The organism is Dyella kyungheensis (assembly GCF_016905005.1).
GTDB classification, from domain to species: domain Bacteria; phylum Pseudomonadota; class Gammaproteobacteria; order Xanthomonadales; family Rhodanobacteraceae; genus Dyella; species Dyella kyungheensis.
Genome location: NZ_JADIKC010000007.1, coordinates 200164 through 221360, shown reverse-complemented (window position 1 = coordinate 221360; position 21197 = coordinate 200164). Strand labels below are relative to the sequence as shown.

General features: G+C 65.5%; 21 protein-coding genes and 1 tRNA gene. 16 read left to right on the top strand and 6 right to left on the bottom strand.

Annotated elements, in window-relative coordinates:
• The first annotated feature begins 8 nt into the window (after window positions 1–8).
• From ruvC to ISP20_RS15600, 14 genes are all read left to right on the top strand, one after another.
• Entirely contained in the window at window positions 9–527 is a 519-nt protein-coding gene (gene ruvC / locus ISP20_RS15665; protein ID WP_204637049.1) for a crossover junction endodeoxyribonuclease RuvC, read from the top strand.
• The gene (gene ruvA, locus ISP20_RS15660; RefSeq protein ID WP_204637047.1) at window positions 524–1123 is read left to right on the top strand and encodes a Holliday junction branch migration protein RuvA; all 600 of its coding nucleotides are present in this window, start codon (window positions 524–526) and stop codon (window positions 1121–1123) included. Before ruvC ends, ruvA begins: the two co-directional genes overlap by 4 nt.
• 54 nt (window positions 1124–1177) lie before the next feature.
• Entirely contained in the window at window positions 1178–3028 is a 1851-nt protein-coding gene (locus tag ISP20_RS15655) for a potassium transporter Kup (RefSeq protein WP_204637372.1), read from the top strand.
• A gap of 96 nt (window positions 3029–3124) precedes the next feature.
• Window positions 3125–4174: a Holliday junction branch migration DNA helicase RuvB gene (ruvB, locus tag ISP20_RS15650; protein ID WP_204637046.1), complete on the top strand. Its 1050-nt coding sequence runs from the start codon at window positions 3125–3127 to the stop codon at window positions 4172–4174.
• Window positions 4167–4595 (top strand): tol-pal system-associated acyl-CoA thioesterase, encoded by a 429-nt coding sequence (ybgC, locus tag ISP20_RS15645; protein ID WP_204637045.1) that lies wholly within the window; start codon window positions 4167–4169, stop codon window positions 4593–4595. Before ruvB ends, ybgC begins: the two co-directional genes overlap by 8 nt.
• 33 nt (window positions 4596–4628) lie before the next feature.
• Window positions 4629–5315, top strand: a complete 687-nt coding sequence (tolQ, locus tag ISP20_RS15640) for a protein TolQ (protein WP_204637043.1) — start codon at window positions 4629–4631, stop codon at window positions 5313–5315.
• A gap of 10 nt (window positions 5316–5325) precedes the next feature.
• The gene (gene tolR, locus ISP20_RS15635; protein ID WP_204637042.1) at window positions 5326–5763 is read left to right on the top strand and encodes a protein TolR; all 438 of its coding nucleotides are present in this window, start codon (window positions 5326–5328) and stop codon (window positions 5761–5763) included.
• On the top strand, window positions 5760–6701 hold the full coding sequence (locus tag ISP20_RS15630; protein ID WP_204637041.1) for a protein TolA: 942 nt from the start codon (window positions 5760–5762) through the stop codon (window positions 6699–6701). Before tolR ends, ISP20_RS15630 begins: the two co-directional genes overlap by 4 nt.
• 11 nt (window positions 6702–6712) lie before the next feature.
• Window positions 6713–8035 (top strand): Tol-Pal system beta propeller repeat protein TolB, encoded by a 1323-nt coding sequence (gene tolB, locus ISP20_RS15625; RefSeq protein WP_204637039.1) that lies wholly within the window; start codon window positions 6713–6715, stop codon window positions 8033–8035.
• 251 nt (window positions 8036–8286) lie between these two features.
• The gene (gene pal, locus ISP20_RS15620) at window positions 8287–8793 is read left to right on the top strand and encodes a peptidoglycan-associated lipoprotein Pal (protein WP_204637038.1); all 507 of its coding nucleotides are present in this window, start codon (window positions 8287–8289) and stop codon (window positions 8791–8793) included.
• A 65-nt stretch (window positions 8794–8858) separates the two neighbouring features.
• Window positions 8859–9665: a tol-pal system protein YbgF gene (gene ybgF / locus ISP20_RS15615; protein ID WP_484489047.1), complete on the top strand. Its 807-nt coding sequence runs from the start codon at window positions 8859–8861 to the stop codon at window positions 9663–9665.
• 10 nt (window positions 9666–9675) lie between these two features.
• On the top strand, window positions 9676–10368 hold the full coding sequence (gene queE / locus ISP20_RS15610) for a 7-carboxy-7-deazaguanine synthase QueE (protein ID WP_338031019.1): 693 nt from the start codon (window positions 9676–9678) through the stop codon (window positions 10366–10368).
• Window positions 10369–10513: 145 nt separating this feature from the next.
• Window positions 10514–11200: a 7-cyano-7-deazaguanine synthase QueC gene (gene queC / locus ISP20_RS15605; protein ID WP_204637036.1), complete on the top strand. Its 687-nt coding sequence runs from the start codon at window positions 10514–10516 to the stop codon at window positions 11198–11200.
• Window positions 11201–11261: 61 nt separating this feature from the next.
• Window positions 11262–11337, top strand: a tRNA-Lys gene (locus ISP20_RS15600).
• Between the two features lie 63 nt (window positions 11338–11400).
• Here ISP20_RS15600 and ISP20_RS15595 read toward each other — a convergent pair.
• Window positions 11401–12843: a sensor histidine kinase gene (locus ISP20_RS15595; protein ID WP_204637035.1), complete on the bottom strand. Its 1443-nt coding sequence runs from the start codon at window positions 12841–12843 to the stop codon at window positions 11401–11403.
• A gap of 349 nt (window positions 12844–13192) precedes the next feature.
• Between ISP20_RS15595 and ISP20_RS15590 the strand changes: the two genes are divergently transcribed.
• Window positions 13193–13714, top strand: a complete 522-nt coding sequence (locus ISP20_RS15590; protein ID WP_204637034.1) for a DUF3617 domain-containing protein — start codon at window positions 13193–13195, stop codon at window positions 13712–13714.
• Window positions 13715–13727: 13 nt separating this feature from the next.
• Here the strand turns inward: ISP20_RS15590 and phnD are convergent, their stop codons facing one another.
• Both phnD and ISP20_RS15580 read right to left on the bottom strand, forming a co-directional pair.
• Window positions 13728–14753 carry a phosphate/phosphite/phosphonate ABC transporter substrate-binding protein gene (phnD, locus tag ISP20_RS15585; protein WP_239535952.1) on the bottom strand — a complete coding sequence of 342 codons (1026 nt, stop codon included), beginning with the start codon at window positions 14751–14753 and terminating at the stop codon, window positions 13728–13730.
• A gap of 89 nt (window positions 14754–14842) precedes the next feature.
• Entirely contained in the window at window positions 14843–15760 is a 918-nt protein-coding gene (locus tag ISP20_RS15580) for a LuxR C-terminal-related transcriptional regulator (protein WP_338031018.1), read from the bottom strand.
• 310 nt (window positions 15761–16070) lie between these two features.
• On the opposite strand from ISP20_RS15580, the gene ISP20_RS15575 reads away from it, so the two are divergent.
• Window positions 16071–17837 carry a type VI secretion protein IcmF/TssM N-terminal domain-containing protein gene (locus ISP20_RS15575; RefSeq protein ID WP_204637033.1) on the top strand — a complete coding sequence of 589 codons (1767 nt, stop codon included), beginning with the start codon at window positions 16071–16073 and terminating at the stop codon, window positions 17835–17837.
• 5 nt (window positions 17838–17842) lie between these two features.
• Here the strand turns inward: ISP20_RS15575 and ISP20_RS15570 are convergent, their stop codons facing one another.
• The 3 genes from ISP20_RS15570 to ISP20_RS15560 form a co-directional block, all read right to left on the bottom strand.
• Entirely contained in the window at window positions 17843–19744 is a 1902-nt protein-coding gene (locus ISP20_RS15570; RefSeq protein WP_239535950.1) for an ATP-binding response regulator, read from the bottom strand.
• A gap of 109 nt (window positions 19745–19853) precedes the next feature.
• On the bottom strand, window positions 19854–20591 hold the full coding sequence (locus tag ISP20_RS15565; protein ID WP_204637032.1) for a TVP38/TMEM64 family protein: 738 nt from the start codon (window positions 20589–20591) through the stop codon (window positions 19854–19856).
• A complete protein-coding gene (locus tag ISP20_RS15560; RefSeq protein WP_204637031.1) occupies window positions 20588–21145 on the bottom strand; it encodes a nucleoside deaminase in 558 nt (185 codons plus the stop codon). Before ISP20_RS15560 ends, ISP20_RS15565 begins: the two co-directional genes overlap by 4 nt.
• Window positions 21146–21197 lie beyond the last annotated feature (52 nt).

The window sequence follows — 21197 nt, the reverse complement described above, 5'->3', positions numbered from 1 at the left end:
CTTCGCCCATGACCCGCATCATCGGCATTGACCCGGGCAGCCAGCGCACCGGTGTCGGCATCATCGATGTCGACGCCAGCGGCAAGCTGTCCCATGTCTTCCATGGCGCGCTGGCGGTAGCTGGCGAGGCCACCTTTCCGCTGCGCCTGAAACGCATATTTGACGAGCTGTGTGCCATCATCGCCGCCCATCGCCCGGATGAGTGCGGGGTGGAGCGCGTGTTCATGGCGCGCAACCCGGATTCGGCATTGAAGCTGGGGCAGGCGAGGGGCGCCGCGATCTGCGCGGTGGTCAGCCAGGGGATCGCGGTGCACGAATACGCGGCGACAGAAGTAAAGCAGGCCGTGGTTGGCAGCGGCCGAGGCGACAAGACCCAGGTGCAGCACATGATCGGCGTCCTGCTCGGACTCAAAGGGCCCCTGCAGGCAGACGCGGCAGACGCGCTCGCTGTGGCGGTGGCCCATGCACACACCCGTGCCAGCCTTGCGCGCGTGGGTATTCCCCGGACCGCCTGGAGGCGTCGATGATCGGTCGTTTGCGCGGCACCCTGGTGTCCAAGCAGCCGCCGTGGCTGATGGTGGAAGTGGGTGGCGTGGGTTATGAACTCGAAGCGCCCATGTCCACCATCTACGACCTGCCGCAAACCGGCAAGGAAGTCACCCTGCTCACGCACTACGCGGTGAAGGAAGACAGCGTGGCGCTGTACGGATTCATGCACGAATCCGAGCGCACCCTGTTCCGCAACCTGCAGAAAGTCAGCGGCATCGGCGCGAAGATCGCGCTGGCCGTGCTGTCGGGCGTGTCCACCAACGATTTCGCCCGGCTGGTGCAAACGGGCGACGTGGTCGCGCTCACCAAGATTCCCGGCATCGGCAAGAAGACGGCCGAACGCATGGTGGTGGAGCTGCGCGATCGCGTGGACGGACTGGGCATCACGCTGCCCGGCACGCATGCCGCTCCGAACGGCGCGCCGCTCGATCCGGCGGGCGAAGCCACGGTGGCGCTGCAGCAACTGGGCTACAAGCCGGCGGAAGTGACCCGCCTGGTGCAAAAGGTGGCCGCCGAAGGCGATACCGCCGAATCGATCATCCGCAAGGCGCTGCGCGCCGCATTAGGGAGCTGATACGTGGGCCACGAAAGCACACAGGGCGACAGCGCGATCGATCTGCGCCGTCGCATGATGAAGCTTGCGCTGGGCGCCATTGGTGTCGTGTTCGGCGACATCGGTACCAGTCCGCTTTACACCATGAAGGAAACGCTGGGCACGCACGGCATGACGCCGACGCCCGGTGCCGTGCTGGGCGTGCTGTCGCTGATCTTCTGGTCGTTGATCATCGTGGTGTCGCTGAAATACGTGACCTTCGTGATGCGCGCCGACAACAAGGGCGAGGGCGGCATCATGGCGCTGATGGCGCTGGCCCAGCGCTCCATGAGCGGATCGGCGCGGGCGCGCTGGATCCTGGGCCTGATCGGCATCTTCGGCGCCGCGCTGTTCTACGGCGACGGCGTGATCACTCCCGCGATTTCCGTGCTCGGCGCGGTCGAGGGCCTGGAAGTGGCGGCGCCATCGCTGTCGCGTTTCGTGGTGATCATTGCGCTGGTGATCCTGGCCGGCATGTTCGCGCTGCAGCGCCACGGCACCGATGCGGTCGGCAAGGCGTTTGCGCCGGTGATGATCGTGTGGTTCGTGGTGCTGGCGGTGCTGGGCGTCAACCAGATCATGCAGCACCCGCAGGTGTTGTGGGCGTTGAGTCCGGTTTATGCCGTGCGTTTTTTCATCAGCCACGGCTACGCCTCGTTCATTGCGCTGGGCGGCGTGGTGCTGTCGCTGACAGGCGCCGAGGCGCTGTATGCCGACATGGGTCATTTCGGCAAGAAGCCGATCCGCCGCGCGTGGTTCTTCTTCGTGCTGCCGGCGTTGCTGCTGAATTACTTCGGCCAGGGCGTGCTGCTGCTGAACAATCCGGCGGCGATCGAGAGTCCGTTCTACCTGCTGGTGCCCGATAGCCTGCTCTATCCGATGATCGCGCTGGCCACCGCGGCAGCCGTGATCGCTTCGCAGGCGGTCATCTCCGGCGCGTTCTCGATGACCCGCGAAGCGATGTCGCTGGGTTATTCGATGCGCATGCCGGTGGTGCACACCTCGCGCGAAATGTCCGGGCAAATTTTTGTGCCGTGGGTCAATCGCATGTTGATGGTGCTGGTGTTCGGCGCCGTGCTGGGTTTCCGCAGTTCCGACAATCTCGGCGCCGCCTACGGCATTGCCGTGACCGGCACCATGACCATGACCACGCTGCTGGCCTTGGTGGTGGCGCGCCGTCACTGGCACTGGAACTGGGTCGTGCTCATTCCCGTGGGCATTCTGCTGCTGACGCTGGACCTGGCCTTCTTCGGTGCCAACGCGTTGAAGATCGCCCACGGCGGCTGGTTCCCGCTGGTGTTGGGCGTGTGGATCTTCATCGTGATGACGACCTGGCGTCGCGGCCGCGAGCTGGTGATCCGCGAGATCAAGCAAAGCGGACTGGCGCTGGAACCGTTCATCGAGAACATCAGCGAGCATCCGCCACTGCGCGTGCCGGGCACAGCGGTATTCCTCACCGCCAACCAGAACGCCGTGCCGCATGCGCTGTTGCACAACCTCAAGCACAACAAGGTGCTGCACGAGCGCAATGTGCTGCTGACGGTGGAAACGCTGGAAACGCCCACGGCCGACCCGGGCGAGCGCATCGAGATCACCGAGCTGGGCGGCGACTTCTACGGCTTGAGCCTGCGTTTCGGTTTTGCGGAAGATCCGAACATTCCCAGGGCGCTGTCCAAGTGCTCCAAGCTGGGCCTGCCGTTCGACATGATGGACACCACCTTCTTCCTGTCGCGCGAAACCATCGTTGCCGATGCCCGCCGGCCGGGCATGGCGCTGTGGCGGGACAAGTTGTTCGCCTTCATGGCGCGCAACGCACTGCCGGCCACCGCGTTCTTCCAGATACCGGGCAATCGTCTGATCGAACTGGGTGCCCAGGTCGAAATTTGACGAAAAGGGCGCTTCGGCGCCCTTTTCCATGCTGGGTGCCGGGTGAGCGGGCTTTTTTTCAAGCCTGCGTCACCCTGCTCTGCCATAATTTCGCCCATGACCGAACACCGCATCGTTACCGCTGCCGCCCAGATGGACGACGAGGCCCTCGAGGCTTCCATCCGTCCCAAGCGACTGACCGAATACCTGGGCCAGCAGACGGTGCGCGAGCAACTGTCGATCTATATCGAGGCGGCCAAGAAGCGCGGTGGCGCGCTCGATCACGTGCTGATCTTCGGGCCGCCCGGCCTGGGCAAGACCACGCTGAGCCACGTGATCGCCAACGAGCTGGGCGTCAACCTGCGCTCCACCTCGGGTCCGGTGTTGGAGCGGGCAGGGGACCTGGCGGCGCTGCTGACCAACCTCGAGCCGCACGACGTGCTGTTCGTGGACGAGATCCATCGCCTCTCGCCGGTGGTCGAGGAAGTGCTCTACCCGGCGATGGAAGACTTCCAGATCGACATCATGATCGGCGAAGGCCCCGCCGCCCGCTCGATCAAGCTCGATCTGCCGCCGTTCACGCTGATCGGTGCCACCACCCGTGCCGGCCTGCTCACCGCGCCGCTGCGCGACCGCTTCGGCATCGTGCAGCGTTTGGAGTTCTATACGCCTGACGAGCTCACCGCCATCGTGCGGCGTTCGGCGCGCATCCTGGGCATTCCCTGCGAGCTGGAAGGCGCGCAGGAAATCGCCCGCCGCTCGCGCGGCACGCCGCGTATCGCCAACCGCCTGCTGCGTCGCGTGCGCGATTACGCGGAAGTGCGTGCGGCAGGGCAGATCACCCGCGATGCCGCACGGGCCGCCACGGACATGCTGAAGATCGATGCCGAGGGTTTCGACGAGCTCGACCGCCGCCTGCTGACCATCATCATCGAGAATTTCGATGGCGGTCCGGTGGGGGTGGAATCGCTGGCCGCCGCGCTCAGCGAAGACCGCGGCACCCTCGAGGACGTGGTCGAGCCCTATCTGATCCAGCAGGGTTACCTGGTGCGCACCGCGCGCGGCCGCATGGCCAGCGCCAAGGGTTGGCGCCATCTGGGCCTGACCCCGCCGCCGCGTCCCTCGGTGTCCGCCGACCTCTTCACTGCCGACAACAGCGATGTCTGATACAAGCCAAGTCCTGGCCACCGAGCCGTTCGAATGGCCGGTGCGCGTCTATTGGGAAGATACCGATGCGGGCGGGGTGGTCTACCACGCCAGCTACCTGCGTTTCATGGAACGTGCACGCAGCGAGTGGTTGCGTGCCCTGGGCATCAACCAGTCCGCCGTCAAGGAAAGCACCGGCCTGGCCTTCCTGGTGCGGGAAATGCAGATCGACTTCCTGCGCGCGGCCCTGCTGGATGATGAACTGGCGGTAAGCGTGGAAGTCAAAGAACGGCGGGCAGCCAGTATCCTTTTCGCCCAGACGATCCGCCGGGCGGACGGCGCGGAGCTGATCCGCGCAAAGGTGCGCGTGGCGTGCGTCGATGTTCGCCGCATGCGTCCTGTACAAATTCCGGCCGACCTCATCCCCGGCCTTTCCCCTTAAATAAAAGTACGTGCGCTGGAGAACCCCCAAGCAATGAACGGTGGATTGAACATTTTCAAGTTGATCGCGGAAGCGAGCATCCTGGTGCAGGCCGTCATGCTGGTGCTGCTGGTGTTCTCCTTCCTCTCCTGGGTGATCATCATCCGCAAGCACGCACAGCTGAAGTCCGCGATGCAGGAGGCCGAGGGCTTCGAAGAGCGCTTCTGGTCCGGCGCCGACCTGGCCCAGCTGTTCCGCGAAGTGAGCAATCGCGGCGCCGAGAACGGCGGCATGGAAAACGTGTTCGAGTCGGGCTTCCGCGAATTCGTGCGCCAGCGCCAGCGCCGCGTGCATGACATGCGCGTGGTCATCGAGGGTTCCGAGCGCGCCATGCGCGTGGCCGGCACCCGCGAGATCGGCCGCCTGGAACGCAACCTGGAATTCCTCGCCAACGTGGGTTCGATCAGCCCGTACGTCGGCCTGTTCGGCACCGTCATCGGCATCATGGGCGCCTTCCAGGGCTTGGGCGAAATGAAGGATGTCACCATCGCCGTGGTGGCGCCGCACATTTCCGAAGCGCTGATCGCCACCGCGATGGGCCTGTTCGCCGCGATCCCGGCGGTGTGGGCGTACAACCGCTTCGCCAACAAGGTCGAGCGCGTGGCCTCGCGCTACGAAGTGTTCCAGGAAGAGTTCTCGTCGGTGCTGCAGCGTCAGATCCAGACCGACGAAGCGGCCTGAGGACTCGACGATGCGTAGCTCCGCGCGCCACAAGCGCTTCAAGCTCAAATCCGAGATCAACGTCGTTCCCTATATCGACGTGATGCTGGTGCTGTTGATCATCTTCATGGTCACCACGCCGATGCTCAATTCCAACGTCGACGTGAACCTGCCGCAGGCCAACGCCAAGTCGATGCAGGACAAGAAAGATCCGGTGATCATCGCGGTCGACCAGGGTGGCCAGCTGTACCTCACGCTGGGTGCCGAGAAGCATCAGCCGGTGGATGTGGCGACCATGAAGCTCAAGGTCGGCGCCTTCGTGAAGGCCAATCCGCAGGTCAGCGTGCTGGTCGCGGGCGATCGCGACGGCAAGTACGACGGCGTCTACCAGGTGCTGGCCGATCTGCAGCAGGCTGGCGTGGCCAAGGTGGGCCTGATGAGCGCACCGGAGTCGGGCGCCAAGAAATGAGGGCCGACTCCCCTAAGGGCACGTCCAAGGCGGTCGTCCTTTCCGCCATTCTCCATCTTGGCATCGTGGGCTTCCTGGCCTTCGCGGTGATTCCGTGCTCGTTCTACGAAGAAATGTTCGCCACGCTGAACCTTCCGGCCAGCTGGAATCCGATCACCTGCGCCAAGCCGGTGTCGCTGCAGGGTGAAATCATCGAGGCCGAGCTGGTGGGCATCACCGCTGCGCCGCCGCCGAAATCGGCCAAGGCCAAACCGGTGCCCGACACGGTGCCGCCGCCGCCCTCGATACCGCCGCCGCCGTCGGAAGAAACCCCCAAGATCAAGCAGCTGCCGCCCCCGCCGGAGCATCCGGACACCGTCGATCAGGAAAAGATCGTGGCCGATGCCGCCCAAAAGGCGGAAGACGCCAAGAAGGAACAGGAAGAGAAGCAGCGCCAGCGCGCCGCCGAATTGGACGCCCAGGCGGCCAAGCACAAGCAGGAAGAGCAGAAGAAGCTGGACGAGCTGTTCGCCAAGATGGACGCGGCCGACAACTCGCGCAAACAGGCGGAAAGCAGGGCCAAGCAGGCTCAGCAGCAGATGCAGGACCTCAAGAACGCCCAGGACAACGGGCGTGAGAACTTGCCGTATGCCGACCAGGCGCAGACCGGCAGCAACGGCAATGACGCCGATTTGAGGGCGCAATACCTCGCGGCGATTCAGAATACGCTCAAACAGAACTGGGTCGGGCCGGATAACATGCCCAACCAGCCGTGCCTGCTGCATATTGTGCAGCTGCAGGGCGGGCAGGTCGTCAGCGCGAAGGTCGACGCCAGTTGCCCGTTCGATGAAGCCGGGCGCAAGTCCGTCGAAGACGCCGCGATGAGGGCCAACCAGTTGCCCTTCAAGGGCTTCGAAAAGGTCTTCAGCCGCAACGTTGATATGTTTTTCAAGCCATAGGTGAGAACGCAATGAAAAAGCCATCCCGCTATCTGGCCCTATTGCTTGGACTGCTTGCCCTGCTGTGCGCAGGGCTGGCGTCGGCGCAGACCTCCACCCTCACCGGCACCGTCGAGGGCGTGACGAAATCGGCCACGCCGATCACCGTCGTGCCGTTCGCGCAGGCCGGCGGTGCGCCGTTGTCGACCGACATCGCCGATGTCATCCGCAACGACTTCAACCGCTCCGGCAAATTCCGCTCGCTGGCCAAGAGCGAAATCGTGGAGACGCCGTCCAAGGGCGCGGACATCAACTTCGCCACCTGGCGCCTGCTCAAGCAGGACTACATCACCGTGGGCCGCATCAGCGATGCCGGCGGCGGCATGCTGCGGGTGGAATACGAACTGTGGGACGTGAACCGCCAGCAGAGCCTGCTGGCCCAGGCATTCACCGCCCCGGCCGGCGACCTGCGCGGCGTGGCCCACCAGATTGCCGATGCCATCTACGAGAAGATCACCGGCGTGCGCGGCGCGTTCTGGACACGCATTGCGTACATCACCTCGGTCGGCCTGGGCAACAACACCACCTATTCGCTGATCGTGGCCGATTCGGACGGCTATAACCCGCAGGTCGTGGCCCGCTCGCGCGAGTCGCTGCTGTCGCCGGCGTGGTCGCCGGATGGCCGCAAGATTGCCTACGTGTCGTTCGAAAGCGGCAATTCGGCCATCTACGTGCAAGACATTACGACCGGTTCGCGTCAGCTCGTGTCGGCTCGCGCGAAGGGCATCAACGGTGCACCGTCCTGGTCGCCGGATGGCAGCAAGCTGGCGCTGGCGCTCTCGTACCAGGGCAACCCCGAGATCTACGTGATGGACGTGGGCTCCCGCTCGGAGACCCGCCTGACCAACAACCTCGCCATCGATACCGAGCCGCGCTGGACGCCGGATGGCCAGAGCATCATCTTCACCTCCGACCGCTCGGGCCGCCCGCAGCTCTACCAGATGTCGGCCAGCGGTGGCGGGGCAGAGCGCATCACTTTCCAGGGCCAGTTCAACGCCAACGCCTCGATCAGCTATGACGGCAAGCAGATCGCGATGGTGCAGGGCAACGGGAACGTGTATCGTATTGCCATTATGGATCGCAGTCTGGGTGGGCAGGTGCGCTTCATCTCGCCGGGTCCAATCGACGAAACCCCGAGTTTCGCGCCCAATGCGAGCATGCTGCTGTACGCCGCTTCGGAAGGTCGACGCGGCGTGCTTTACGCCGTGTCCGCCGACGGCCTGGTTCGTCAGCGACTGGTGCTTGCCGATGGCGACGTTCGCGAACCGGCTTGGGGTCCTTATCGTCAGCGATAAACAGTTCATGCCGTAACGCGTAAGCGTCACGACCATGTGATCACGGCGTGAAGTCCTTGGACGACACGCCGGGGTCAAGCAGCTTGCCAGCCGCGGCCTTGCGTCGCGGTCGGTGGGCGAGGCAGTGCGAGACAGCGCACGGCCGGCAGCAAAAATGTCAAAATAACAGCCGGTTCACCGGCGAAAACTGTCCCGTAACCGCAATCATTATTGACTGTCGGAACTCAAACCTGTTTGAAGGAACGTCCACCATGAATAAGACCGTTCGCGTCGCCCTGGTCGCCCTGCTCTGCGTTGGCGCGGCCGCATGCTCGAAGAAGCAGGAAGTCAAGCCGCAGCCGCAGCCGGAAGCGCCGATGACCACCCCGGCTCCGTCGACCGCTGGCAAGTACACCCCGGCCGATCTCGATACCGACGCCTGCCTCCGTCAGCGCGTTGTGTACTTCGATTTCGACAAGGACGAAATCAAGCCTGAGTTCCAGCAGATCATGGCTTGCCACGCCAAGTACCTGCAGGATCGCCCGATGGCGCAGATCCGTCTCGAAGGCAACACCGACGAGCGCGGCACGCGCGAGTACAACCTCGGCCTGGGCGAGCGTCGCGGCAATGCCGTGTCCAGCGCGCTGCAGTCGAACGGTGGCTCGGCCAGCCAGCTCAACGTGATCTCGTACGGCAAGGAAAAGCCGGTGTGCCGTGAGCACAACGAAGATTGCTGGAGCAAGAACCGTCGCGTCGAGATCGTCTACACGGCGAAGTAATGAAGAAGACACTGGCTAACAGCTTCACGGCCAGGATGGGCATGGCGGGCGCAATCGCGTCCGCCATGCTTTTTGTCATCCCGGCACAGGCCCAGGATTCACGGCTCAGCCTCGCCGACCGCGTATCGCGGCTCGAACAGCAGGCGCAGGGCCAGAATCAGGGAACCGCCCTGGTCAACCAGGTGCAGGCGCTGCAGTCCCAATTGCAGCAGATGCAGGGCCAGATCGAGGAACTGCAGCACCAGCTGCAGGAAGCCAACGACAAGAACAAAGCGCAAGCCTCGGATTTCGATTCGCGCCTGGGCCACCTCGAAAGCGGTGCCGGTGCAGCGGGTGCAAATGCGGGGAATGCCAATCCCAACGTGCCGCCTCCGGCCGCCAACGTCGCACCGCCGGTGCCGCCTGTTGCGCCGCAACCGGCCGCAGCAGCCAAGCCGGCAGCGGCCGCGGCTGCGGCAGGCAAGGGCGCCGCGGCGACCAATGCCACCGCGCAGGCCGCCTATGACGACGCCTTCAAGTCGCTGCGTGCCGGCGACTACGTGAAGTCCTCGCGTGACTTCCGCAATTTCATCCAGCAGTACCCGGACAGCCCGCTGCTGCCGAACGCGTTCTACTGGCTGGGCGAGTCGTACTACGCCACCAGCAATTACCAGGTGGCGATGGAAGCGTTCCAGCATCTGCTGACCCAGTTTCCGCAGAGCGAGAAAGTGCCCGACGCCATGCTCAAGGTCGGCTACAGCCAGATCGAGCTCAAGCAGGTCGACGCCGGCAAGAGCACGCTGAAGAACGTCAGCGCGAAGTACCCCGGCTCCAAGGCGGCCGGTCTGGCGCAGGAGCGCCTGCGCCGCCTGCAGGCCCAGCCGGCCAACTGAGGACGTGGTTGTGACTGGCAGTAGCACGAGCGTGGCTTCCACCACCTCGACCCAGGCGGCCGCTGAGCGCCTGCGCATCACCGAGATCTTCCACTCGATTCAAGGCGAGGCCGATGCCATCGGCTGGCGCACGGTGTTCGTGCGATTGACCGGTTGCCCGCTGCGCTGCGTGTGGTGCGACACCGAGTATTCCTTCTACGGCGGCGACTGGCGCGAGATCGACGACATCGTGGCCGAAGTCGCCTCGCATGGCGCCAAACATGTCTGCGTCACCGGCGGCGAACCGCTGGCGCAGAAGCGTTGCCTGATCCTGCTGACGCGCCTGTGCGACGCGGGCCACGACGTATCGCTGGAAACCTCCGGCGCGCTGGACGTGTCGACGGTCGATCCGCGCGTGCGCAAGGTGATGGACCTCAAGGCGCCCGACTCGGGCGAAGCCAAGCGCAACCTGTGGTCGAACATCGAGCATCTGCTGCCGCACGATCAGGTCAAGATCGTCATCGCCAGTCGCGCCGATTACGAATGGGCGCGCTATACGGTGGCCGAACATCGCCTCACCGCGCGCTGCATGGTGCTGTTCTCGCCGGTGCACGGCGCCATCAAGCCGCGCGAGCTGGCCGAATGGATCATCGAGGACAAGCTGGACGTGCGTTTCCAGTTGCAGCTGCACAAGCTGCTGTGGAACGACGAGCCAGGACATTGATGGGGTGAGTGCCGAGGCATGCGAGGCGCCTTCGTTGCGCTGCGCTGCTCGCCGCCCGCTTCATGCGTTTCGCGCTTCGGCCTGTGTTGCCGCTGGCGCTCTCTCGGCCGGATCACCGGCCTGAACCTGCAGTGGATCTCATCCCATGTCTCAAACAACTCCCCGCAAGGCCGTCGTGCTCGTTTCCGGCGGCATGGATTCGGCGGTCACCATTGCCATCGCGCGCGAGCAGGGCTATCAGGTGCATGCGCTGAGCGTAGCCTACGGCCAGCGCCACAGTGCGGAACTGGCGGCTTCCGAACGCGTGTCGCGCCTTCTGGGCGCGGTCGAGCACAAGACGGTCCAGGTGGATCTGCGCACGATCGGCGGCTCCGCACTGACCGCCGACATCGACGTGCCGCTCGACCAGACCGGCGAGCAGGGCATTCCGGTCACCTACGTGCCGGCGCGCAACACCATCATGTTGTCGATCGCGCTGGGCTGGGCCGAAGTGCTCGGTTCCACCGATATCTGGTGCGGCGTGAATGCGGTGGATTATTCGGGCTACCCCGATTGCCGCCCGGCCTTCATCGAGGCCTTCGAGCAGTTGGCGAACGTGGCGACCAAGGCCGGCGTGGAAGGCGCGGGCATCCGCATCCACGCGCCGCTGATGCGCATGAGCAAGGCCGACATCGCCCGCGAAGGCCAGCGCCTGGGCGTGGATTTCGCCGAGACCGTGAGCTGCTACCAAGCCGACGCCGAGGGTCGCGCCTGCGGCCATTGCGACGCCTGCCACCTGCGCGCCCAGGGCTTCAGCATTGCCGGCCTGCCGGATCCGACCCGTTACGCCTGAACGGGCTTGCTTGTGCCTGGGGCGCTCAGCCCATAAAATATCGGGCTGGCTTTTGACGCGTGGGTCGTTAGCTCAGTCGGTAGAGCAGTAGACTTTTAATCTATTGGTCCCGAGTTCGAATCTCGGACGACCCACCAAAAGTATCGGAGGCCCGCGGCGACGCGGGTCTTTTTTTGCCTGCGATACGAGGAGCTCGGAGGTCAGCTCGCCTGGCGCCAAGCCGGAGCGGCCGGCTTCTGTGCGCTGGAGCTGGAGTGGCGTTCCATCTGCGGCATGCGCGGCAGATCGAACCAGAACGTGCTGCCGCGGCCCGGTTCCGAACGCAGGCCGATGCGCGTGCCGAGCAGGCGGGCGAGGCGTTCGGCGATGGCCAGGCCCAAGCCGTAGCCGCCACGGCGTTCGCTTTCGCTGGCCTGCAACTGCACGAATTCCTCGAAGATGCGCTGCTGGTGGATCACGGCGATACCGGGGCCGTTGTCGCGCACTTCGATGCGGATGGCCTGGCCGCGACGACGCGCCGCGATCAGCACGCGTCCTTCCGGCGCATTGGCGATGGCGTTGCTGGCCAGCTGATAGAGCAGGCTGGCGGCCACGTCGGCGTCGCCGTGCAACTGATGGTGGCTGCCACGCCAGGCCAGCGTCACGTGCTGTTGTACGGCCTCGTGGTTGAGCGACGTGCGATCGCGCATGAACAGTTCGGCGGCGGTGAAACCGATGGGTTTCACGGCGATCACGCCGGCATCGAGGCGCGAGATTTCCAGCAACGCGTCGAGCAGGCGCGTCATCGACGCAATGCTGTGACGCATCTGCCGGAACAGCGACTGCTGCTCTTCGCTCGCATTCTGGTCGAGGCCGGCGGCGAACAGTTCCAGCGCCTGCAGCGGCTGGCGGAAGTGATGGCTGACCAACGCGATGAACTGCGATTTGCTGCGCGTGGCCGCCTGGCTCTGACGCAGGCGGTCGAGTGCCTCGACCGCGTTGTCGTGCTGCATCGTGCTCCAGTCGCGGCGTTGCGCTTCGTGCAGTTCGGAGAGGCGCTGCAATGTCTTGCGCAGTTCGAGGAATTCGCTGCTGACCGGCGTCTCGTCGATCTGCGGATGGCGGGCGTTGACCAGCTCATGCACGGCATAGCGAACCTGAGAGAGCGGTTCGAGCACGCGATGACGGATCGACACGCGCGCCAGCCAGGCCAGCACCAGGATGCCGGTGGCGCACAAGGCGCCCAGCAGCCAGACCATCGCCTGCGCCTTGCGCAGGGAATGGGTGTCCACTTCCATGCTCACCCACGACGACATCGTGCCTTGCGGGCGCACTTCGTTGCGGTAGGTGGCACCGGTATCGGTCGGGGCCGCGCCACTGCTCCAGAGGCGACCGTCGGAGCCGTGCAGTTCCACCCGCAGCACCTGGTCCGCCTTGCCTTCCTGCAGGGTGCGATCGAGGGCCGCCTGCGGCGAGACGCCTTCCGTGCTGCCGAGTTCGCCGGCCAGCCGCGCCAGGCGCAGGCTGGCGGTGGCATCGGCGCGTTCGGCCAGGCTATGAGTCTGCTGCAGGCAAAGCGCCAGGATCAGGGCGAGGGCCGCGATCGTGCTTGGCAAAACCACATCGATGAACAGGCGGGGCAGCAGGTGCGCGCGCGGCTCCATGCGTCAGGCCTCCCGCTCGCAGCGGCACGTCGACGGCGGGCAAGCATGCCGCCATCGAGGCCTTGGACGAACGCAGTGGCAGGTTGACGGCATTACGCAGGATCCCGGCAATCAGGAAGCAAAAGGGTTCTCGGGCGCATCACCACGCGTAATCGCCCTGGTTGGCACTCTAAAGAATCCAAACGGCCCCTTCGATACACAGTTCGATCTAGCGCGAGGCGCCATAGTGCAAACGGTCTATGGGCCGAATTTGTGACGTGGTGCGCTGCGCAACGGTTCAGCATGACGCGGGGCGATTTTGGGGTTACCTTGCCACCCGACGCCCACTCCGGGCGAAATGGAGAACCCCATGTCCTCTCGTTGTCGCTGGTTGCTCGCTGTTTCCCTGTTGAGTGTGGCCGGTGCGGCCCTGGCGCAGGATATTCCCGCCAATATGCCCAAGCGCAAGCCGGGGCTGTGGGAAATGCAGACCTCCGGCATGGGCGGCCAGGCGCAGACGACCAAGATCTGCCTCGATGCCGACACCGATACCGCGATGTACAAGATGGGCACGCACATGAGCGGCCAGATGTGCAGCACGTTCAAGATCGACGTGCAGGGCAACAAGGTCGTCACCGACGCCGTGTGCAAGATCAACGCGCCCAGCGGCGCGGTCAACATGAGCAGCCACAGCGAAACGACGTATGAAGGCGATACGGCGTATTCCACCCAGGGCCACATCAAGTACGACCCGGCGATCATGGGCCACGCCGACATGGCGATGACCAGCACCGGCAAGTGGGTCGGCCAGTGCGCCGCCGGCCAGAAGCCGGGCGACATGGTCATGCCCAACGGCCAGACCTTCAACATCAAGGACATGCCGGGACACTAACGCCCGGGTGTGTTTACGGGGTGCTGGGCGCCATCAGCTGGCGCACCAGCGCTTCGTGCTCGGCGTCGATCTTCTTCAGGCGGGCCTGCATGGCCGCATCGCTCACCCATTGCGCGCTGTAGGCGCGGCGGCGGTCGAGGTTGAATTCGATATCGGCGAACGGCACCAGGGTTTCGTTGCCGGCAGGCGCGAAACCGCTGATGTCGTGGATGAGATGCAGCTTGCCCACTTCGGCCTGCGTGTTCTTGCCCTTGGCATAGGAGGTGAGCGCCGCGGCCACGCGCTGGCGCAGCTCGGCCGGCAGATCGGTGCGGATCACCACCACGGCGTGGGGAATCAGGCTGGACGTCCATAGCACGCGCAGGCGTGCGTACTGGTCGGGAAACCGTTCGGCGAAGCGCTCCATGTCGGCGGTGTTGTTGGAGGCGACGTCGGCTTCATTGTTGGCCACCGCCAATGCGTTGTTCTGATGGTTGTCCACCATGACATTGGCGAAGAACGTATCCGAGTCCAGCCGGCGGTTGGCAAACACCTGCGTCTCGGGCACCAGGTAACCGGACACCGAGAGCACCTCGCCGCGCGCATAGCGCAGCTTGCCGGGCTGGCGAAACAGGTCTTCCAGATTGCGGATGGGCGAATCCTTGGCCACCAGCAGCACCGAGTAATACCCGCGTGAACCGTTGCTGCGGGTGAGCTGCGCGATCACCTGCATGCGATCGTGCACGACCGCATCGAGCGCGAGCCGGCCGGAGACGAAGGCGAAGTCCACGCGCTCTTCGGCCATCGCCTGGCCCAGCCCTTCATAGGTACTGACCGAGAGACTGTGAATGGGTAGGTGCAGCGTGCGGCTCAGGTCGTCCAGCATGGGACGCCAGGCGGCCAGCGATTCGGAAGGACCGCCAATGGGCAGGATGCCGAAGGTCAGCGCATTGATGTGTCCGCTGTCCTGCGGCGGGTCCGCCCAGGCGGCCGAGGTGCCCGCCTGGGTGAGCAGCAGGACGAGCAGCAGCAGGGCATGGCGCAGCAGGCGGCAGGGCATCGGTCGGGGTCCGGCGAGGGTCTCGGCAGATGCGTCCGGAACGAGCGACATAGGCGGGCGTGGCTGCCGTGAGATGAAGCGCGCGGCGATCAGAGGCCGCTGATGCGGCGCGAGGCCACCACGGCCTCGACGCGGTTGCGAACGTTCAGGGCGCGGAAGATCGCGGCGAGATGGATCTTCACCGTGCCCTCGCTGATGCCCAGATCGCGGGCGATCAGCTTGTTCGGCTTGCCCTGGGAGAGCAGCCGCAGCACATCGATCTGGCGTTCGGTGAGCAGTTTGCGCAACCGCTCTTCCAGCGAATCGGCGCCCGGTGTCATCTGCGCCGCGGAGGCCGGCGGCGGCGTGGGCACCGCGCCATCCACGCGTTCCTGCAGCAGCAACGGCGGCACGTAGACGCCGCCCGCCAGCACCAGGCGCACGGCGGAAAGCATCACGTCGGGGGAATACGCCTTCGGAATGAAACCCTGCACGCCCATGGCCAGCAGGCTTTTCATCAGCGCGCCATCTTCCGAGCCCGACAGGACCATCACGGGAACGTGGGGCAGGTGTTCGATGACTTCCGCCAGGTGCTCGCTGCCTTGCACGCCGGGCATGGCCAGGTCGATCAGCGCGAGCGACAGCGACGGCGCCTCCGGCGCATGGATGGCCTCGCGCAGTTCGGCCATGTCCATGGCCATCACAAATTCCGTATTTGGCCCAAGCTCGGCCAGCTTGAGCTTGACACCTTCGACGATCAGCCGATGGTCGTCCGCGATCAATATGCGCATCTCATTCCCCATGGCGCTGTACGGTAATCCCATCACCGCACGTCCGCTTATGCAACATAGCCCCACCCCGTTCGCGCGGCAACCTCGACGTGCGTACGAACGGCATAGCCTCAACGGGATATGGCTGTCGTGGACGCCAACCGCGAAGATTCCACCGCGATAGGGGAATCGCTCATCGATGCCGTGACTGGGTGAAACGGAGCGAGTCGGATCGTGCAGAAGCTTGGCGCGATCCACACCGGACACCGAGAGAACGGCAACTTGATGAAAGTCACGCGTAGCGTCACCGGCCCCACCGAGCCCGCCACGTGCTGCAGCCAGCCTCCCCTGATCCCGTTGGAACCCCCGGCATGCGGGTAGTCCTACCCGCGTCCGCCGGTTCGCCATGGATGGCCCTCTTGCCTGGCGACAGGCTCATTTCCAGTGCTTCGGGCTGGGCGCCGCCTCAGGCACGCCCGGATCGGCACGGCGGCGACTATCGTCGTAGACTTCGGCGCTCATCCCCGGCCAGCGCGGCATGCTGTTCCGGCGGGGGCGATAGAGCGACATGCAACAGGTTCTGACGGCGATAGGTGCCATGCGGCTGCTGGAGTGTTTTGCGCCTTTGTTCGCATATGGCCTGCTGATTGACGAGCAGGCCGCCAGCCAGAATCTTTCCGACGACGAGCTGCCGTCCGTGCACGCTCGCGCCTTGGCGCTGGTGGAACAAAGCCGGGGCGCTGCGTTTTCGCGGGGCAGGGCGCTGGCCGAGGTGGAGCTGGCGGCGTTTGCCGTCACCGCGTGGTTTGACGAAGTGGTCAGCCGCCACGGCGGTTGGCGCGGCCCGATGAGCCCCTTGCAGCAGACCCTGTTCCGCACCAGCGACGCGGACACCGAGTTCTTCGACCAGTTGGGCCGGCTTGGCAGCAGCGACGACGAAGTGCGCGAAGTGTTCAGCATGGCCTTGCTGCTGGGCTTCGCCGGTCAGTATTACTACGAGCAGGGCGATACCGGGGAGCTGGGGCGCATCAAGGCCTTGTACTGCCCGGCCAGCACGGCAGCGCCGGCGGTGCTGCAGGCCTTGCAGCGCGAATCGGTGACACCCCAGCCGTACATGGTGCCGGGCCTGCCCGTGCTGCGCCTGCCGGTGACCTGGATGGGCCGCCGCCTCGCCCAACTGGTGGCGGCGGTGCTGGTGCTGCTGGTGTTCGTGGCCTTCGTGGCGCCGGTGTTCAGTCATGCCCTGTCCGAGCAGGCCTGGTTTGCCAGCGGCATCATCGTGGCGGTGCTGGGCGTGATCGGCTGGACCGGCGTGCTGGCATGGCAATCGCTGGTGATGATGCGCGCGCATACGCGCGTGGCCGACAGCACGGACGCCGGCTACGGCATCGGCAGCTTCTCGGCCGCGGTGAAGGACGCCGCGCGCCGCCTGCGCGGCGCGATCCTGCATCCGTTCCGGCGTCGCGGCCAATGGCGACAACTGTCCCGTCACCCGTGGTTGCTGTTCATGGGCGACAGCGCCGCGGACGTGCGTTCCTTGTTGCAGGCCGCCGCATCCGCACCGCATGCGCGCGAGCTGACGCGTGCCAACGATACGCGCCCGTGGCACTGGTGGGTGTTCCGCTCGCTGGTGGCCATCGAGCCCGGCCCGCGACTTGCCCATCCGCATGCCAGCATCGGCGACGTCGAGGCGCCGTGGTCCAAGGCGCTGGCCCTGCTGGCGACCGAGCGCCGCAAACTTCCGCTGGACGGCATGGTGATCTGCATCGCCGCCCAGAGCCTGCGCGAGCCGGACAACGCGGTGGCGATGCATGCGGATCGCCTGCATCGCCTGGCAGAGGAAGCCACCCGCCGGCTGCAGCTGCAGTTGCCGGTGTACGTGGTAATCACCGGTCTCGAAGCATTGCCGGGACACGCCGCGTTCCGTTCCACGTTGCCTGCATCGGTGTTTCGCCGCGTGTTGGGCTGGCGCCGTCCGGTCGTGATCGAAGATGGTGCGCTCGATGCGCGCGTGGAAGCCCAGGCCGATGCGGTGAGCGAGCGGCTGCTGGCCACCGCGCAGGCGGTGCTGGCGATCGAGCGCGATCCGCGCCGCCGCCGCGAGGCGTTCGCCTTCCTGCAATCGCTGTATGGGCTTGAGCGCGGACTGCGCAGCTTCCTCGAGCGTCTCCACGCGAACGAGGCGCATGCCGAGCGGCGCCTGCACTGGCAGGGTGTGTATGTCACCGGCGGTTCGCGCAACGACGCGCCGAGCGGCGACTTCGTCGACGACTTGTTCAACCGCTTCCTGCCGGCCGACCGGGTGCTGGCGCGCCGCGTCGCACCGAAAGATTGAATGCCCTAGACGGTGGTGATGCGCGAGGCGCTCCAGGCCACCATCAGCGCTTCGCGCAATTGTTCCGGCGATACCGGCTTGTACAGCACGGGAATGCGTGCGGCCATGATTTCGCGTAGGCGGTCGCTGCGGGTTTCGCCGGTGATCAGCAGGCGGGAGAACGGCGGGTTGCCGTCGATCTGGTAATGCGCATCCAGCGCGGCCAGCACGTCGAGGCCGCTTTCGCCATCGCGCAGGCGCAGATCGGAAATCACGATGTCCGGCGGCACGTTCCATTCCTCGGCCGCCTGCAGGGCCTGGATGCGATCTTCGGCCACTGCCACTTCGCAGCCCCAACTCTTCAGCAGATAGCGGATGCCCGAGAGAATCGCCGGTTCGTCGTCGATCACCAGCACGCGCATGCCCGAGACATCCGGCGAAACGTCTTCGCCGCTGGCCACGGGAATGTGCTGCGCGGGTACTTCCGGCAGATGGAAGCTGAAGACGCTGCCACGACCGGGCTTGGACTTCAGTTCCACCTGGGTATCGAGCAGCTCGGCCAGGCGTTGCACGGTGGCCAGGCCCAGGCCCAGGCCGCGACGACGGCCGACGTCGTGTTCGTTGGCATGCGTTTCGACGCGATAGAACTCGTCGAACACGCGCACCTGGTGTTCCTGCGCGATGCCGCTGCCGGTATCCCACACATCCACGCGCACCGTGCCGTCCGCGCGATGGCGGGCCACCACCAGCACGCCGCCGCGGCTGGTGTAGCGCAGTGCGTTGCTGACCAGGTTGTTGAGGATGCGCGACAGCATGGTGCGGTCGCTGCGCACCCACAGGTTGGTGGCGCGCATGATCAGGCGCAGGCCGTGCTGCTCGGCGATCATGCGGAAGTTGCGGCTCACTTCCTGGAACACGTGATCGAGCGGGAACTCGGCGATTTCGATCTGCATCGCTCCAGTTTCCAGGCGCGACAGGTCGAGCAGTTCGCTGAACAGATGGTCCAGCGCTTCCACGCATTCCTGGATGTGCGCGATCCGGTCCAGCCGCACCGGATCGCGTTCGTCCTCGGCCAGCGCCGAAGAGAACAGCGTGAGCGCATACAACGGCTGGCGCAGGTCGTGCGAAGCGGCGGCGAGGAAGCGTGCCTTGGCGACGCTGGCCGCTTCGAGCGCGGCGTTCTTGCGGGCCAGCTCCACCGTGGCATGTTCGATTTCGCGTTCCATACCGCGTTGCACGTCGAACAGCGCCATCGCCGCGCTATTGAAGCCGCGTTGCAGTTCGCCGATTTCAGTCTGGTCGGTGACCTCCACTTCCACGTGGCGATCGCCGCGTCCCAGTTGGTGCACGGCGTCGACCAGCCGGCGCAGCGGGGCGCTGATCCAGCGCGCGGCCTGCCACGCGATGATCGCGGCCACGAACAGGCTGATCACCAAGGCCACCAGCGCATGGCGAAGACTGGCCTGCTGCATGGCGATCGCATCGCGCAGGCTCACGTCCACCATCACCGAGCCCAGCACGGGTTGCCCCGGCCGCTCGCTGTCGATCACGTCGCGCACCACGGTGAGGCTTTCGTTGTTGTCGGCGCCGCTGCGGCCCAGGCTATCGGCCAGGATTTCGCCGTCGGCCGCGCGGATCTGCACGCGGGCCACGTGCGGCAGGTCGCTGATCGATTCGGCGATGCGCACCAGCTCGCGGCGCTGCATGTCGCGCAAGGGCGCCGCGGTGACCGAGGCGGCCTGCGTCGCGATGGCTTCGGCGGTGTTCTGCGCCATCCCGCGCAGCGTCATCAATTGCTGCGGAGCCAGCATGGCCACCAGCAAGGTGGCCGTCACCAGCGTGGGAATCAGCGTCACCAGCGCAAGCCGCTGCATCAGCGACGTACGACGCCACCATTGCACCGTCCGGGAGTTGACCCCTGCGCCCATTTGATCCCCTTGCACGCCGTATGCGTCAGGCGAAGTCAGCCTAGCGCGATTCTCCAGGGCAGGCAGCATGCCGACTGGTGTAGCAAATGGCCTAGGGCAGTTGTAGGACTTAACCCGGCGGATGGCTCGGCTTGGTCGCCGGGGTAGCCTTGTGGCGGCGGCTGGTGAAGCGTTCGACCAACAGCGGGAGCAGGGCCAGCACGGCGATGGCGGTCAGCGGCATCCAGACGCCGCGCTGCATCAGCAGTTCCGGGCCGAAATGGCCGTGGCTCTGTGCCAACGCTTCGCCCAGGCCGGCGCCTATCGACGTCTCGAAGATCAGGGAGACGGTGCCACCGAGCCAGCTGGCGCCCATGAACAGCCACAGCGGACAGCGCAGCCAGGCCAGCGCCACCGTGACCAGGCCGAACGGCGCCACCGGCACGAAGCGCAGGAACATGGTGTAGGCGACCGGGTGGCGCTCGAAGCCGTGGTGCAGTTTGTCCACCAGCTTCGGCGGATGCTTGCTGCCCGCGCCGAACGCATAGCGGCTGGCCAGGAACAGGATCAGCGTGCCCAGGGTGAGCCCGATCGACGAATAGAGGGTGCCTTCCACCGCGCCGAAGGCAAAGCCGCCGGCCATGATGATGATCACCGTGCCCGGGATGCCGGTGGACATGGCCAGCGTGAGCAGCCCGATGTAGGTGATGCGGCTAAGCCAGGGTGCGATGTCGATCTCGCTGCGCAGCTGGTCCTGGTGCTGCACCAGTTGTTCCGGATGCAGCCGATCCATCAGCCCGGAGCTGAACAAGGCGATGCCGGCGATCACCAGCAGCAACAGCGGAAGCGCGGCGCGCAGGCGGCTCAATAGTGCTGTCCGCTCTGGCCGTAGCTCGCCAGCACGCTGCGCGCCTGGTCGCGAAGGATGTCGCGGCGCACGGCGATGCCGCGCTTCTCCAACTCGCCGATCCAGTCGGCCGGCAGCGGACCTTCGTCGAACTCGGTGAGTTCTTCCACGTCTTCGGAACGGGCGCCGATCAGCAGCTCATCCACGCCTGCCCACACGGTGGCGCCGTAGCACTGGCAACACGGCTGGGCGCTGGTGGCGAGGGTATAGCGGCCGCCATCGGCGTTGAGCCGGAACGCGGCGAGGCGTTGCTGCGCGCTCATGTACGCCATCATTTCCGCATGCGCCACGGAACAGGTCTGCGGCACCACGCGATTGACGCCGACCGACACCACGCGCCCTTGCCCGTCGAACACCGCCGCACCGAACGGGCCGCCATGGCTGCGCTCGATGTTGAGGCGAGAGAGTTCGATGGCCAGGGCCACACGTTCCTCGTCGGTGAGGTAGCGCTTCTGTGTGTCGACCACTTCGTCGATCCACGGCGGAAGAGTCAGGTGAATCTGTTGACGCAGCATGCAACGTTCCTTGTGACGATTGAGCCTATTTCATGCCTCCCCGCAGCATGGG